Raw genomic sequence first — 13,553 nt, forward strand, 5'->3', positions numbered from 1 at the left:
CGCCGAGACCTTCCAGGTTCCGTCCTGCTCGACCGCCTGGCCGGTCTGGTCCGGGAGGACCGGGTTCCCGCCCATGAGGATCGTGTAGGTGACGTCGGCGTTGGTGTCGTCGACGGTTGTCACCTTCGCAACCGTGGCAGTGGTCGCCGAGGCCTGGGGATCGGCAGCCATTCCCTCCAGTGCGGCCTGGAAACTGGGGCCGTTCTCGACGAGTCCGACCCGGACGTCGACCGGCGACGTGCCGTTGAAGAAGGTGACGTACGCATTGGTGATCTCGTCGGTCACCGCCGGATCCGCGGCGGCTGCCGCGGCACTGGTCGTCGTCGCCACAGCGGCGGTCGTGGTGGTGGCATCCGCGCTGTCGTCGGAGTCGTCGCTGCTGCATCCGGTGAGTCCCGCGACAAGGACTGCAACGAAGCCGGAGGCGACAAGCGCCCGACGGGAGGCCGTAACTCGCATGACCAATCTCCTATCCGGTGAGCGGACCGTCCGCTCACCACTCGTGCCGAAAAATGGCGGAACACTTGTTCTTTCACCATCCGGGTACTACCGGAGCTTTTCCTTCATCTGTTCGAGGTTCACCAGGATCGGGTAGCCGCTCACGCTCAGCGCATTGCCGTGCCCGGTCTGGTGGACGTCGAAGACGGACTGGATCGCGGCGTAGAAGCCCTGCACGTCCAGCGTCTGGTTGACCGCCCGCTTGGCCTGCCGGAGACCGAACGGCGGCATCGACGCGATGCGCTCGGCGAGCGCCCGCGTCTCCGTGTCCAGCGCCTCGCGCGGAACCACCTTGTTCACCATGCCGACCTTCTCCGCCTCGTCGGCGGTGACGGGCCGGCCGGTGAACAGGATCTCCTTCGCCTTGCGGGCCCCGAGTTCCCATGTGTGACCGTGGTATTCGACTCCTCCGATGCCCATCATGACCACCGGGTCGGAGAAGGACGCATCCTCGGAGGCGACGATGAGGTCGCACGGCCAGCAGAGCAGCAACCCGCCTGCGATGCACTTGCCCTGCACCGCGGCGATGGACGGCTTCGGGACGTTTCGCCACCGCAGCGAGTACTCGAGGTAGCGGCGGCTCTCGGCCGCGATGATCCACTCGAGCGTGATCTCGTCCGATCCGGGCCAGTCGCCGTCGTTCAGATCGTGACCGGACGAGAAGTGCTTGCCCTCGGCGCGCAGCACGATCACCGAGACGTCGGGATCCTGTGCGGCCTGCATCCAGGCGGCGTCCAATTCGTCGAGGAGCGCACCGTTCTGGGCGTTCGCCGCCTCCGGCCGGTTCAGGGTGATGGTCGCGATCCGGTCGGCGACCTCGTAGAGAATGTACACGTCGGCTCCTCAGTGTCGGGGGAGGCCGAGCACCCGCTCGGCGATGATGGTGCGCTGGATCTCCGAGGTGCCGCCGGCGATGGTGCCGGCGAAACTCCGCACATAGCGCTCGAACCAGCTGGACGAGAAGTTGTCGAGATTCCACGGTGTGTAGGGCGCCGTTGTCGTCGGATGCACGAGCCCGTCCTCGCCCTCCGCCGACAACGCGTGCTCGGCGGCGGTCTGCACGGATTCCGACCCCAGCAGCTTCAGCACCGACAGCGCGGCGACGTCCTGCTCGCCCCGAGCTTCCCGCGCCAGTGCGCGCGAGCCCAGCAGGCGCAGCGCCTGGGCGTCCATCACCAGGGTCGCGTACCGGTCCCGATCCAGTTGGGTGACGGGACGGAAGTCCTCGATCAGGTCACCCAACCTGTCGGCGAAGCTGAGCCACAACAGTGTTCGCTCGTGCCCGAGGGACCCGGTCGCCACCTGCCAGCCCTTGTTCACCTCTCCGACGACGTTCTCGACGGGCACCCGCACGTCGTTGAAGAAGACCTCGTTGAAGTCCAGATCGTCGGGGGCGCACACGGACGGGAAGGGCCGGCGCGTCACACCCGGGGTGTCGGTCGGAATCAGCAGCACGCTGATCCCCTGGTGCTTCGGCGCGACCGGATCGGTGCGCACGAACGTCAGCAGCACGTCAGCGTCGTGCGCACCCGACGTCCACACCTTCTGACCGTTCACCACGAAGTGGTCGCCGTCGAGTACGGCGCGGGTCCGCAACCCGGCGAGGTCCGACCCCGCACCCGGCTCGCTCATGCCGAGTGCGGCCGTGATCTCGGCCCGCAGTATCCGTGCCGCCCACCGCGACTTCTGCTCCTCCGTACCGAAGGACAGCAGCGACGCCGCGATGATGCCGAGTCCCTGTGGGTTGAAGCTGTGGTAGATCCGCCGCTTGGACAACTCCTCGAGGTGCACGTACTGCTGCAGGATGGTCGCGTTGCGGCCCCCGAACTCGGGCGGGTTTCCCGGCAGCAGCCACCCGTTGTCGAACTGCACCCGCTGCCAGCGCCTGGCCCACTCGGGGACGTGTGCGCTCGACCGCGGTCGCTCGTCGGCTTCGGCGGCGTCCGGCAGGTGTTCGTCGAGGAAGGCCACGAACTCGGCGCGGAACGTCTCCACATCGGAGTCGAAGGTCAGTTGCACGCGTACTCCTCAGATCTCGTGCGCGTCGCGCGCGGCGGCGATCAGCGCCCGGTGCTCTGCCGCGCCGCCGAGCATCAGCTCGCCGGCCTTGGCGCGCTTGAGCGCGAATTGAAGGTCGTTTTCCCAGGTGAAACCCATTGCACCGAAGAGCTGTAGTCCGTTGCGGAACACCAGCGACTGGCACTCCCCGGCGGCGGCCTTCGCCATCGACGCGGCCACCCGACGCCGCGGGTCGTCGGCCGAGATCGCCAGCGCGGCGAAGTAGGCGAGTGCGCGTGCCCGTTCGATCGCGACGTGCATGTCGACCGCCTTGTGCTGCACGGCCTGGAACGATCCGATCGGCTGCCCGAACTGCTCCCGACCACGGATGTGTTCGATGGCGAGGTCGAGGATGCGCTGGCACGCCCCGACAGTGGTCATCGCGACACCGGTCAGCGCGATGTCGCGCGCTCGGGCCGGGTCGACGTCACTGCGCGCACCGTCCTCCACCACGACGCCGTTCAGCCGAACCTCGGCGAGGTGCAGCGTCGGATCGAAGGTCGGGCTCCGGACCGCATCGACGCGGTCGGCGGGCACCACGAACACACCGGCACCGGTGACCACCGCCAACCGCTCGGCACGGTCACCGTCGAGCACGTACTTCGCGCTGCCGTCGAGCACCCAGTCACCCCCGACCCGGTGTGCGGCGATGCCCTCGTGGACCGCGGTTCCGGACCGTTCGGGGTCGACGAACGCGGGCGCCAGCGGCGCGAACTGCGTCATCGTGGCGAGGTACGGGGTCGGGTCGGTCGCGCGTCCGAGTTCCTCCAGGACGATCGCCAGCTCGACGGCGGACTCGGCGTCGGTCAGCTCCGTCCACCCGAGTTCGACGTATCTGAGCCACGGTTGCCCCGGATCCGCGCCCGCGTCGACGACGTTCCTGACGAACGTGGGCGCGCACTCCTTCGCCACCACCTCGCGGACCGTGTCCTGCCACAACCGCTGATCGGCGTCGAACTCGAACAGCATCCCGACCTGCCTTCCCGCACCTGGGTCGAACAACTGGATCGCGGCCGGACGATGTCCCGGCCACCGCGCGAGAATAACATTCTCTGTTCAGGAAAGTAGCAATCTCTGGAAGGGAACACGGAACCGAGCTGGCTGCGCAATCGCGCGTCACGCTCCGGTACAGTGCATCCATGTTCGCCACCAACGAGTCAGCGCGGATCCGGCCATGACCGGCGTAAACGAAGAACCCGCCTGGAAGCAGCGCGCGGTCGAACGGTCCATCAAGACGGCCAAGCTCCGCGCCGAACAGCGCGTGCAGCGCTTTCTCGATGCCGCGCAGGCGATCATCACCGAGAAGGGGACCACCGACTTCACGGTCCAGGAAGTGGTCGACCGGTCGAAGCAGTCGCTTCGCAGCTTCTACCTCCAGTTCGACGGCAAGCACGAACTGCTGCTCGCACTGTTCGAGGACGCCCTCAGTCGGTCGGCCGACCAGATCCGAGCGGCCGCGGCGGGCCAGGACGAGCCGATCGAGCAGCTTCGGGTGTCGGTGGAACTGCTTTTCGAGTTCTGCCGCCCGGACCCGACCGCGCAGCGCCCGCTGTTCACCGACTTCGCGCCCCAGCTGCTCGTGTCCCACCCCGCCGAGGTCAAGGTTGCTCACGCTCCGCTGCTCGCGCTGTTCACCGAACTCATGGAGAAGGCGTACGAGGCCGGCGAGCTGCGCAAGGACGTCAACCCGCGACGCGCAGCGGCGATGACCATGCAGACGATCATGTTCATCGCGCAGTCGACGGGTGCGCCGGACGATGCGACAGCGAAGCCCATCACCGCCGACGAGGCGTGGCAGTTCTGCTCCACCGGCTTCGCCGGAAAGTAGCGCGAGAATAGTATTCTCATCTCGGGAGAGTAGTGATTACACTCGGGACATGTCCGAGTTGTGGAACGACCTCGTCTCCTGCCTCGCCCTGCACGCCGTCGCCGGTGACACTGCCGCCGACGGCGTGTACGAGGGCGGCAACCAGCGCCTCGAGTACCACCGCCTGTTCGGTGGGCAGATCCTCGGACAGTTGGTCCGAGCGGCGGCTCTCACCTGCCCCGACAAGGCACTGAAGTCGCTGCACACGACCTTCCCTCGGGAGGGTCGGGCCGACGAACCGGTGCGCTACGAGGCGATTCGGCACCACGAGGGACGCTCGTTCGCTACCCTGTCCGTCGTCGCGCGCCAGTCCAAGGGCCCCATCGCCGTCGCGACGGTGTCCATGCATGCTCCCGAGGCCGGCCCGGTGCACCAGTTCACGCCGACGGTTCCGTCGGTGCTGTCCGACGAGCATCGCGTCCAGTTCGACCTGATTCCCTGGGAGACGCGCACGACCACCGACCTCGACTCGCTCGGAACTGCATCGCCCGAGTTCGAGATGTGGATGCGCACACCGGAAGTCGACCCGGACTTCGGAACCGCCCTCGTCGCCTACGCGACCGACCTGAATCTGATCGGCACCGCGTTGCTCTCGGTCGAGGGTCTCTGCCAGCGCGGCAACGGCACCGCCTTCACCTCCGCGGTCACGTCGCACAGCCTCTGGTTCCACCGGCCCCTGCGCTCCGACGACTGGCTCCTCCTGCGCCAGCACAGCCCGCTGATCGCAGGAGGCCGCACCTTCGGCCGCGGCGACGTGTTCACCGCGAACGGCGATCTCGTCGCCTCGTTCGCCCAGGAAGCGCTCCTCCGCCTCCCATGACCGCGACGGACACGACCACCCCCGAGGACCAGCGCGACAGTCGCAATCTCCGTGTCGCGCAGTGGGCCACCGGCAACATCGGCACGCGTGCGCTGCGAGCGGTGATCGAGCACCCGTCGCTCGATCTCCGTGCCGTCCACGTCCACAGCGACGACAAGGACGGCGCCGACGCGGGTGCCCTGTGCGGACTGGAACCGACCGGGATGGCGGCGACCCGGAGCATCGAGGCGGTCGTGGAGGCCGACGTCGACTGCGTCCTCTACATGCCGCGCGCGTGCGACATCGACGAGGTGTGCCGGCTCCTCGCCTCCGGCGCCAACGTGGTGACCACCCGAGGCGAGTTCCACCATCCCGCAAGCATGGACCCCGAAGTACGCGCTCGCGTCGAGGCGGCCTGCGAGATCGGTGGCACCTCGATCCACAGCACCGGCAGCAGCCCCGGATTCGTCACCGAGGCGCTGCCGCTCGTCCTCACGTCCATCCAGCGTCGCCTGGACCACCTGGCGATCGACGAGTACGCCGATCTGTCACAACGTGATTCGCCGGGCCTGCTGTTCGACGTCATGGGCTTCGGCGGCGACCCGGCCGCGGTCGCGCAGCAGCGGGTCGACCACCTCCGAGCGAGTTTCGGCCCGTCACTGCGACTCCTCGCGGACGGACTCGGTGTCCCCCTCGACGACGTCACCGCCACCGGCGACCTCGCCCCCGCCCGCCGTACGATCACCATCGCCGCGGGCACCATCGACCAGGGCGCCGTGGCAGCTCAGCGGGTGACCGTATCCGGCGTGCGCGAGGGCCGGGAACTGTTGCGGTTCAGCGCAACCTGGTACTGCACCACCGACATCGACTGGGATGTCCGGGACACCGGCTGGCACGTCACCGTCGACGGGGACGCACCCCTCGACATCGACCTCCGCTTCCCCGTCCCTCTGGAACGAATGGCTGCGGTATCGCCCGGCTACACCGCGAACCGCGCCGTCAACGCGATCGCGGCGGTCTGCGCAGCGGAGCCGGGGATCCGCACGACACTCGACCTACCGCAGGTGGTCGCAGCCCTCTGACGGAGAGCACACGTCACTGTCGGAAGAACCCCACCTGGTAGTCGCAGGACTCGTCCACGATCACGGGCCCCTCGGCATACTTCCCGATCTGGGCGACGAGAGAGTCCGGCACGTCGTAGCCGAACACCTCCAGTTCAGGATCGATGCCGAGAAGTAGCTTCAGATCCGCGAGCTCGATACCGGTGAGTCGATACTCGTGTACTCGGTAACCGGATTCCTTGTCGTACGCCTCCAAGTAGTTCATTGTCATCTCCCTGGTTTCCGGCCTGGTTCTGGTGGCTTCGTCTGGGCACCCGTGTTCGCGTCAAACTCACCGAGATGCTTGCCGTTCTTGCTGTACTTCTCGACCGCACCGTGCTGATAGTCCCACTCATACGTCGTTCCGTCAGCGTCCTGCCACCGCTCCCTGTAGCGTGGGGCCATCTTCTTCAGAGGTTTCGCGTTCGGGAATCCTGGTAGGTCCTTCGGCGGTTTCACGTAGTGGTGGGCGCCACCGCCACCGCCGCTGGTATTTGCCCCGAACACAGTTGGATTCGCGTCGAGCAAGGGCTGCAATTCGGTTGCAACTCCCCCGACCGCCACACCTGCGGCCACCGTGGCTCCCACTGCCGCCGCGGCTGCGGTGTCGAATGCGACGAGGACGCCGACAATCGACGCTCCTGCCGCGCTACCCGTCGCACCCGTGACCGCAACCGTCCCGGTCCCAGCGGTGAAGAATCCGGCGATACCGCCGGCGATCAGACCGACACCGAGCGCGCCGGCCAGGATCGCGAGGACCTTGCCGTGAGCGTCCTCGATCTGGCCTGCCCACTCGTCACATGACGAGGCAAGGTTCTCGTACTGAGTTGCGACATGCTCTGCGTCGCTGAAGACGAGATCCATCTGGGCAAGGATCTGGGGAACCTCGCCCGACTCGATGTCCTCGAACTTCGCGAACAGGGATCCCGTGCCGTCGACCGAGGCCCGCAGCCCAGTCGCGGCTCCGCGCCATGCCGAGGCGAGTGCGCGAAGTTTGTCCGGGTCGCCGTTGGGCCAGGTATGGCCCTGCAACCAGCTGCTGATCAGACCCCAGCCGAAGGGCTCGTCTGCATCACCACCGAACGCGCCTTTGAAGGCTGGCGCTCCCATCGTCGGGAGCTCCGCTGGTGGCGATTCTGGAGGCTCTGGTGGATTGGTGTTGGCCCGCTCTGTGTTCGCGTGGTTGACAGCAGTGACCGCCAGGAGGTCGTGCATCTTGCCGAAGGCGTTGACGATGACGGTTCCCCCGGCGACGGCGTCGTATGCGGCCGGGTCGTATCCCTCGGCCCATGTCGCTCCGGCACTGTCGCTTCCGGCGCATCCCCAGTTCGAGTCCAGCGCTGCTGCCAGATCGTCGACAACTTTGTCAGCGGATGCCCGAGCCGTCTCGTACGTCACGGCTGCGTCGGTGAGTACGGCGGGATCCATGGAGATCGGTGCCATCAGGGCCACATTTTCACGTTGTGCTCGACGTTCGCGAGATACCCGTCGTGTGCATTCTGCGTGGATGCCTCGAGCGCCGCCAGGGCGGTCTTCATATCGCCCATCTCGCGTTGCCACGTGTCCGTGTGAGAGCGATGCGCCTCGGCTGCATCACCGTCCCATTCGACGTGCAGCGTGGCAACTTCCCTTTCCACCTGCGATATTCGCGTGTTGATCTGTTCACCGATCCGACGTGCCTTGTCGATGAGCGCAAGAATCTGCTCGGTATTCGCGACGTAACCTGCCATCAGGAATCGATACCCAGGCGAAGGCTTGACGTAGCCCCTGCATTGCGCTTGTCGGTGTTCGTGTACTCGTCGGCGGCCTGATGGAGGAGCCCGGCATCGTTGGTCAGCGCGGCAGCAACCCGGCGGGCCGAATCAACCCATTCCTCCCACAGTCGCGCGTGCGACTTGGCAGCGACACCGAGCCAGTCGCCCGACATCAGGTTCTCCACCTCCTTGCGGAGGTCCTCGATATCGTCCCAGAATTCTTCGGCCAACACGCTGATTCGATCGGCCGTCGAGTGCATCCGTTGCGGATCAACCCTCATCGTCGCCCCCTCGTACACGCACGCGCTCACTCCACCCCGCGGGCGAGGGTATCAGGGCCGAGCGATACAGATTCCGCCGGCGCGTGTGCCACCGTGCCAAGCGGCATCCGCAACAACACGCTGCTGACGAAGGAACTCCGCCTGGCACGTGCGGCTCAGGTGAGTCGCGCAGACCTGGCGAGCAGGTCCGCCGCCGCGGTGTAGACGTCCGTGTCGCCGGTGACGACCCTCTCCGCGAGGTCACCAAGGCCGGTGGCCCCACGCAGCCGGGACATGGCCAACGACAGGATCTGCGCCTGCGCCTTGGCGATTCGGCGCTCGCGCGTGTCGGCTTGATCGTGGGCGTCGATCGCGGCGACGACGTCGTCGAGGCCGTCGCCGCGCGACGCAACCAGCTTGAGGATCGGCACCCGTACCTCGGCGCGCAGGTCTCGCACCGTCTGGTCGGCGCCCTCACGATCCGCCTTGTTCACGACGACGATGTCGGCGACCTCGAGCAGGCCCGCCTTCGCCGCCTGAACGGCATCGCCCGCACCGGGGTTGAGGACGACGACCGTCGGCTCGGCGACCGCGGCGATCTCGATCTCCGACTGCCCGACACCGACGGTCTCCAGCAGGATCAGGTCGTAGCCGAGCGCGGCGAGGAGGCGGATCGCCGCGGGCACCGCGGCGGCCAGACCGCCGAGATGCCCGCGGGTGGCGACCGACCGGATCAGCACGTCCGGGTCGTTGATGTGCTGCGCCATGCGAATCCGGTCGCCGAGCAGCGCGCCGCCGCTGTACGGCGACGACGGGTCGACGGCGAGCACCGCGACCCGACTCCCCCGCTCCCGGTACGCGCCGACGAGTGCCGCGACCGTCGTCGACTTGCCTGCTCCGGGCGGGCCGGTCAGCCCGACGACCCGAGCCGTCGCCGGGCCGAGCACCGCGAGCACCTCGTCGCGTCGCGGGCTCTCGACCAGGCTCAGCAGCCGGCCCACCGCCCGCATCGAGCCGCTCCGCGCGGCCTCGACGAGGTCGGTGACGCCGACCGTCGTCGTCACGGTGCGGGCACCTCGATGACGGTCGCCGATCCCATGCCGCCGCCGGCGCACATCGCCGCCACGCCGACGCCCCCACCGCGTCGGCGCAGTTCGTGCACGAGGCTGACGAGCATCCGCGCCCCGGATGCGGCCACGGGATGACCGAGCGAGCATCCGCTACCGCTGACGTTGACGCGATCCGGGTCGATGTCGAGAAGTTTGACGGTGGCCACGCACATCGCGGCGAACGCCTCGTTGATCTCGAACACGTCGACGTCCGCGACGGACATGCCGGCCCGTGCCAGGGCCTTCGGGATCGCCTCGACGGGCGCGAGTCCGGTCCGCGCCGGATCGACCGCCACCGACGCCCAGGAACGGACGGTGGCGAGCGCGGGCAGTCCGAGTTCCGAACTCGCGACCGTCAGCGCCGCAGCGGCATCGTTGGCACCGCAGGCATTTCCGGCCGTGATGCTGAAACCTTCGATCTCGGGGTGCAGCGGCTTGAGGGATGCGAGCTTCTCCATGCTGGTCTCCCGCCGCGGATGCTCGTCCACCGCGAACACGCCGTGCGGGGTGTCGACGGGGACGATCTCCTCCTTGAACCGTCCCTCCTCGATGGCCGCGATCGCGTTGAGGTGCGAGCGGAGCGCCCACGCGTCCATCTCCTCGCGGGTGACGCCCGCCTCGACGGCGGCGTTCCACCCGACGGTGATGGACATGTCCCGGTTCGGGGCGTCCGGCCGGTCGGGATGGCTCGGAGACATCCACGGCACCCACTCCTCCCCGACCCGGGTCAGCGCCCGCGGCGCCGTGGACGCCGAGTTGACACCGCCCGCGATCACGAGTGAGTCCATTCCGGCGCGCACGCTCGCGGCCGCCGTCTGCACCGCACCCTGTCCTGCGGCGCAGTGCCGGTTGAGCGCGAGACCGGGCACCGAGAGCAGGCCGGCGGTGACCGCCGCATGGCGCGCGATGACGCCACCGCCGTGCAGACCCTCGGCGAGAATCAGGTCGTCGATGCGGGCGGGGTCGACATCGAGGCGTCCGAGTTCGTCGACGGTCGCCGTGACGATCTGGTGTGCGAGCTCGAACGCGGTGGTGTCGCGCAGGGAACCCTTGCCCGCGGTGCCGATGGGGGTGCGCAGCGCGGACACGATGACGGCTTCAGGCATTGGCATTCTCCAGTTCGGTGATCAGAGTGCGACGCAACAGTTTTCCGGTCTCGGTCTTGGGGAGTTCGGAGCGGAGGACGACGGTGTCCGGGGTCTTCGACGAACGCAGCCGCTCCCGGACCCAGTCCTTGACCGCGGCCGGATCGACGTCTCCGACGAGCACGGCGACGATCCGCTGCCCCCATTCGGCGTCGGCGACGCCGATGACGGCAGCCTCCACCACACCGGGATGAGCGAGCAGGACGTCCTCGATCTCGGCCGGCGCGATGTTCTCGCCGCCTCGGATGATCGTGTCGTCGGCGCGGCCGTCGATGTAGAGGTAGCCGTCGGGGTCTAGCCGACCGAGGTCACGGGTCGCGAACCAGCCGTTCTCGTCGAGGACGCTGCGGTTGCCGTACTCGCCCGAGATCTGTTCACCCCGAACGAAGACCAGTCCCGTCTCTCCGGTGGCTACGGGATCGTCGGACTCCGTGCGGATCTCGATCTCGATACCCGGCAGCGGCCGCCCGACGGAGCCGAGCCGGTCGCGCACGACGGCGTCGGTCGACCCGAACGCCTCGCGGTGGTCGTCGGGGGACAGCACGGCCACCGACGACGCCGTCTCGGTCAGTCCGTAGGCGTTGACGAACCCGGTGTCGGGGAAGGCGCGCAGGGCGTGCTCGAGAACCGTTCGGGGCGTTCGTGATCCGCCGTAGGCGAGCGACTGCAGGGTCGGGGTGCCGGCGTCCCCGTCCCCCAGCTCGGCCACGATCCGCGCGAGCATCGTCGGGACGAGCATCGCGTGGGTGACACGTTCGGCGCGGACGGTGTCGAGCCATTCGGCGGGATCGAAGGCGGGCAGGTAGACCACCCGGCGGCCCGTGTACAGGTTCGACATCAGGTTGGTCAGGCCCGCGATGTGGTACGGCGGCACGGCCACCAGTGCGGCGTCCGTCGGTTCGGACGCACCGAACTCCAGCGTGTTGAGGACGTAGGCGAGCAGGTGCCGGTGCCTCAGCACGGCCGGCTTCGGATCCGAGGTGGTGCCGCTCGTGTAGATGATCACGGCGACGGCGTCACCGTCCCAGTCCGGAAGGTCGACCGCCGGTTCCCCGTCGGGCAGGGCGCCGGCCACGAGTGCGTCGAGGTCGTCCTGTTCGAGAACGAGTGCGCCCTCGTGCCGTTCGCGCAGCGCCGTCAGCTGGGCGTCACCCAACCGGTAGTTGAGTGGCACGAACGGCACTCCGGCGAGGGCGGCCCCGAAGAGTGCGACCGGGTAGGCGGGATGGTTGGTGCCGAGATAGAGCACGGCGGGACGGTCCCGGAACCGGGCAGCGGCGAACCGGGCGCGCTCCAGCAGCTCTGCGGCGGACAGCGAACGTCCGGCACCCGTCACGACGATCCGATCGCCATCCGATGCGGCCATTTCTAGAATCATGCTGATGTTCATGAGAACATGATTCTCTCAGTAGGAGAGAGACGTTTCAAGAAGGGATTTTTCGCATGCAGATCACTGGCACGTCCGCCCTCGTCGTCGGCGGCACCGGAGGCCTCGGTGAGGCCACCGTCCGGCGCCTGCACGCGGGTGGCGCGAAGGTCGTCGTCGCCGACGTCGCCGACGACAAGGGCAAGGCACTCGAAGAGGAGCTCGGCGTGCGCTACGTGCACGTCGACGCCGGTGACGAGGACTCGGTGAACGCGGCCATCGCCGAGGCGGAATCCCTGGGTCCGCTGCGCATCTCCGTCGACTGCCACGGCGGCCCGGCGGGCGGTGGCCGGCTCGTCGGCAAAGACGGCAGCCCGATGCCGCTCGACGCCTTCCGCACCACGATCGACTCGTACCTCGTCTCGGTGTTCAACGTGATGCGACTGTCCGCCGCCGCCATAGCACGCACCGAACCACTCGAGGAGGGAGGCCGTGGCGTCATCGTGAACACCGCATCCATCGCGGCCTACGAGGGCCAGATCGGGCAGCTGCCGTACTCGGCAGCCAAGGGCGGCGTCGTCGGCATGACCCTCGTCGCGGCCCGCGACCTGTCACCGCTCGGGATCCGGGTGTGCACCATCGCGCCCGGTACCTTCCTCACGCCTGCCTACGGTCAGGCCGGGGAGAAGCTCGAGGCGTACTGGGGCCCGCAGGTTCCGCACCCGAAGCGGATGGGACGGTCCCCGGAGTACGCAACGCTCGTCGCGTCGATCGTCGAGAACGACTATCTCAACGGCGAGGTCATTCGACTCGACGGCGCACTGCGCTTCCCACCGAAGTGACCAGGCTCGACGGCAGGGTCGCCTTCGTCGCAGGCGCAAGCCGCGGCATCGGCGCGGCCGTCGCCGCCGCACTCGCCCAGGCGGGTGCGGCGGTCGCCGTGGCCGCACGGTCGGAGCACGAGGGCAGGGTCCCCGGCACGATCGGCGCGGTCGCGGACCGGATCACCGCAGCAGGCGGCCGCGCCCTCGCCGTACCCTGCGACGTCACCGACGAGCAGTCCGTCCAGTCGGCGGTGGACGCCACCGTCGCCGAGTTCGGCGGCATCGACATCCTCGTCGCCAACGCAGGCGTGCTGTGGCAGGGGCCGATCGAGTCGACACCGCTCAAGCGGTGGCAGCTCTGCCTGGATGTCAACCTCACCGGCGTGTTCCAGGTGACCAAGGCCGTCATCCCGCACGTGCGGGCTCGCGGCGGGGGATCGCTGATCGCGGTCACCACCATCGGCGTCACGATGACCGACCGCGGCTCGAACGCCTACTGGGTGTCGAAGGCGGCGGTCGAACGGCTCTACCTCGGACTGGCGTCGGACCTGCGCGACGACAACATCGCCGTGAACTGCCTCAGCCCGTCACGAGTCGTGCTCACCGAGGGCTGGCAAGCAGGAGGCAGCGGGATCGAGATCCCTCCGGAGATGGTCGAACCACCCGAGACGATGGGCGAGGCCGCGGTCCTCCTGGCTGTGCAGGACGCGAGCGGTGTCACCGGAACGGTGCAGCGATCGGAAACCCTCGTTCCTGTGCGCTGACCCGACGGG

Annotated in this window: 16 protein-coding genes; 5 read left to right on the top strand and 11 right to left on the bottom strand. The window is 68.2% G+C overall.

Features of this window, described 5'->3' with window-relative positions; genetic code table 11:
• From ACFSJG_RS20335 to ACFSJG_RS20350, 4 genes are all read right to left on the bottom strand, one after another.
• The coding region (locus tag ACFSJG_RS20335) for an MTB12 C-terminal domain-containing protein (RefSeq protein WP_378487049.1) at window positions 1-459 on the bottom strand (459 nt) is incomplete at its 3' end.
• Between the two features lie 87 nt (window positions 460-546).
• The gene (locus tag ACFSJG_RS20340; protein ID WP_378487050.1) at window positions 547-1,332 is read right to left on the bottom strand and encodes an enoyl-CoA hydratase; all 786 of its coding nucleotides are present in this window, start codon (window positions 1,330-1,332) and stop codon (window positions 547-549) included.
• Between the two features lie 9 nt (window positions 1,333-1,341).
• Complete coding sequence (locus ACFSJG_RS20345; protein ID WP_378487051.1) at window positions 1,342-2,517, bottom strand: acyl-CoA dehydrogenase family protein; 1,176 nt, start codon at window positions 2,515-2,517, stop codon at window positions 1,342-1,344.
• Between the two features lie 9 nt (window positions 2,518-2,526).
• Window positions 2,527-3,525 (bottom strand): acyl-CoA dehydrogenase family protein, encoded by a 999-nt coding sequence (locus tag ACFSJG_RS20350; protein WP_378487052.1) that lies wholly within the window; start codon window positions 3,523-3,525, stop codon window positions 2,527-2,529.
• Between the two features lie 205 nt (window positions 3,526-3,730).
• Here ACFSJG_RS20350 and ACFSJG_RS20355 point away from each other — a divergent pair, with 205 nt between their 5' ends.
• Genes ACFSJG_RS20355 through ACFSJG_RS20365 form a run of 3 tightly spaced genes read left to right on the top strand, consistent with a single transcriptional unit; the run spans window position 3,731 to window position 6,304 of the window.
• Window positions 3,731-4,384, top strand: coding sequence for a TetR/AcrR family transcriptional regulator (locus ACFSJG_RS20355; RefSeq protein WP_378487053.1), 654 nt, complete (start codon window positions 3,731-3,733; stop codon window positions 4,382-4,384).
• 49 nt (window positions 4,385-4,433) lie between these two features.
• A complete protein-coding gene (locus ACFSJG_RS20360; RefSeq protein ID WP_378487054.1) occupies window positions 4,434-5,243 on the top strand; it encodes an acyl-CoA thioesterase in 810 nt (269 codons plus the stop codon).
• Window positions 5,240-6,304: an NAD(P)H-dependent amine dehydrogenase family protein gene (locus ACFSJG_RS20365; protein ID WP_378487055.1), complete on the top strand. Its 1,065-nt coding sequence runs from the start codon at window positions 5,240-5,242 to the stop codon at window positions 6,302-6,304. The genes ACFSJG_RS20360 and ACFSJG_RS20365 overlap by 4 nt, the downstream gene beginning before the upstream one ends.
• Window positions 6,305-6,317: 13 nt before the next feature.
• Here ACFSJG_RS20365 and ACFSJG_RS20370 read toward each other — a convergent pair whose 3' ends face one another.
• The 7 genes from ACFSJG_RS20370 to ACFSJG_RS20400 form a co-directional block, all read right to left on the bottom strand.
• Window positions 6,318-6,548, bottom strand: coding sequence for a DUF7683 domain-containing protein (locus ACFSJG_RS20370; RefSeq protein WP_378487056.1), 231 nt, complete (start codon window positions 6,546-6,548; stop codon window positions 6,318-6,320).
• 2 nt (window positions 6,549-6,550) lie between these two features.
• The gene (locus ACFSJG_RS20375; RefSeq protein WP_378487204.1) at window positions 6,551-7,765 is read right to left on the bottom strand and encodes a colicin E3/pyocin S6 family cytotoxin; all 1,215 of its coding nucleotides are present in this window, start codon (window positions 7,763-7,765) and stop codon (window positions 6,551-6,553) included.
• Complete coding sequence (locus ACFSJG_RS20380; protein ID WP_378487057.1) at window positions 7,765-8,052, bottom strand: WXG100 family type VII secretion target; 288 nt, start codon at window positions 8,050-8,052, stop codon at window positions 7,765-7,767. The genes ACFSJG_RS20375 and ACFSJG_RS20380 overlap by 1 nt, the downstream gene beginning before the upstream one ends.
• The gene (locus ACFSJG_RS20385; protein ID WP_465270028.1) at window positions 8,052-8,387 is read right to left on the bottom strand and encodes a WXG100 family type VII secretion target; all 336 of its coding nucleotides are present in this window, start codon (window positions 8,385-8,387) and stop codon (window positions 8,052-8,054) included. Before ACFSJG_RS20385 ends, ACFSJG_RS20380 begins: the two co-directional genes overlap by 1 nt.
• Window positions 8,388-8,512: 125 nt before the next feature.
• Window positions 8,513-9,346: a methylmalonyl Co-A mutase-associated GTPase MeaB gene (gene meaB / locus ACFSJG_RS20390; RefSeq protein WP_378487205.1), complete on the bottom strand. Its 834-nt coding sequence runs from the start codon at window positions 9,344-9,346 to the stop codon at window positions 8,513-8,515.
• A 50-nt stretch (window positions 9,347-9,396) separates the two neighbouring features.
• Window positions 9,397-10,551 carry a thiolase family protein gene (locus ACFSJG_RS20395; protein WP_378487059.1) on the bottom strand — a complete coding sequence of 385 codons (1,155 nt, stop codon included), beginning with the start codon at window positions 10,549-10,551 and terminating at the stop codon, window positions 9,397-9,399.
• The gene (locus tag ACFSJG_RS20400) at window positions 10,544-11,980 is read right to left on the bottom strand and encodes a class I adenylate-forming enzyme family protein (RefSeq protein ID WP_378487060.1); all 1,437 of its coding nucleotides are present in this window, start codon (window positions 11,978-11,980) and stop codon (window positions 10,544-10,546) included. The genes ACFSJG_RS20395 and ACFSJG_RS20400 overlap by 8 nt, the downstream gene beginning before the upstream one ends.
• A gap of 53 nt (window positions 11,981-12,033) precedes the next feature.
• On the opposite strand from ACFSJG_RS20400, the gene ACFSJG_RS20405 reads away from it, so the two are divergent.
• Complete coding sequence (locus ACFSJG_RS20405) at window positions 12,034-12,798, top strand: SDR family NAD(P)-dependent oxidoreductase (protein ID WP_378487061.1); 765 nt, start codon at window positions 12,034-12,036, stop codon at window positions 12,796-12,798.
• Window positions 12,795-13,544, top strand: a complete 750-nt coding sequence (locus ACFSJG_RS20410; protein WP_378487062.1) for an SDR family NAD(P)-dependent oxidoreductase — start codon at window positions 12,795-12,797, stop codon at window positions 13,542-13,544. The genes ACFSJG_RS20405 and ACFSJG_RS20410 overlap by 4 nt, the downstream gene beginning before the upstream one ends.
• Window positions 13,545-13,553: the final 9 nt, after the last annotated feature.

Origin of the sequence: Rhodococcus gannanensis (assembly GCF_042681175.1) — a bacterium.
Classification (GTDB): Bacteria; Actinomycetota; Actinomycetes; order Mycobacteriales; family Mycobacteriaceae; genus Rhodococcus_G; species Rhodococcus_G gannanensis.

Coding starts and splice junctions, on each gene's coding strand:
- ACFSJG_RS20350 (WP_378487052.1), bottom strand. CDS start 3,525: ATGCTGTTCGAGTTCGACGCCGATCAGCGGTTGTGGCAGGACACGGTC.
- ACFSJG_RS20355 (WP_378487053.1), top strand. CDS start 3,731: ATGACCGGCGTAAACGAAGAACCCGCCTGGAAGCAGCGCGCGGTCGAA.
- ACFSJG_RS20360 (WP_378487054.1), top strand. CDS start 4,434: ATGTCCGAGTTGTGGAACGACCTCGTCTCCTGCCTCGCCCTGCACGCC.
- ACFSJG_RS20365 (WP_378487055.1), top strand. CDS start 5,240: ATGACCGCGACGGACACGACCACCCCCGAGGACCAGCGCGACAGTCGC.
- ACFSJG_RS20370 (WP_378487056.1), bottom strand. CDS start 6,548: ATGAACTACTTGGAGGCGTACGACAAGGAATCCGGTTACCGAGTACAC.
- ACFSJG_RS20375 (WP_378487204.1), bottom strand. CDS start 7,765: ATGGCACCGATCTCCATGGATCCCGCCGTACTCACCGACGCAGCCGTG.
- ACFSJG_RS20380 (WP_378487057.1), bottom strand. CDS start 8,052: ATGGCAGGTTACGTCGCGAATACCGAGCAGATTCTTGCGCTCATCGAC.
- meaB (WP_378487205.1), bottom strand. CDS start 9,346: ATGCGGGCGGTGGGCCGGCTGCTGAGCCTGGTCGAGAGCCCGCGACGC.
- ACFSJG_RS20395 (WP_378487059.1), bottom strand. CDS start 10,551: ATGCCTGAAGCCGTCATCGTGTCCGCGCTGCGCACCCCCATCGGCACC.
- ACFSJG_RS20400 (WP_378487060.1), bottom strand. CDS start 11,980: ATGAACATCAGCATGATTCTAGAAATGGCCGCATCGGATGGCGATCGG.
- ACFSJG_RS20405 (WP_378487061.1), top strand. CDS start 12,034: ATGCAGATCACTGGCACGTCCGCCCTCGTCGTCGGCGGCACCGGAGGC.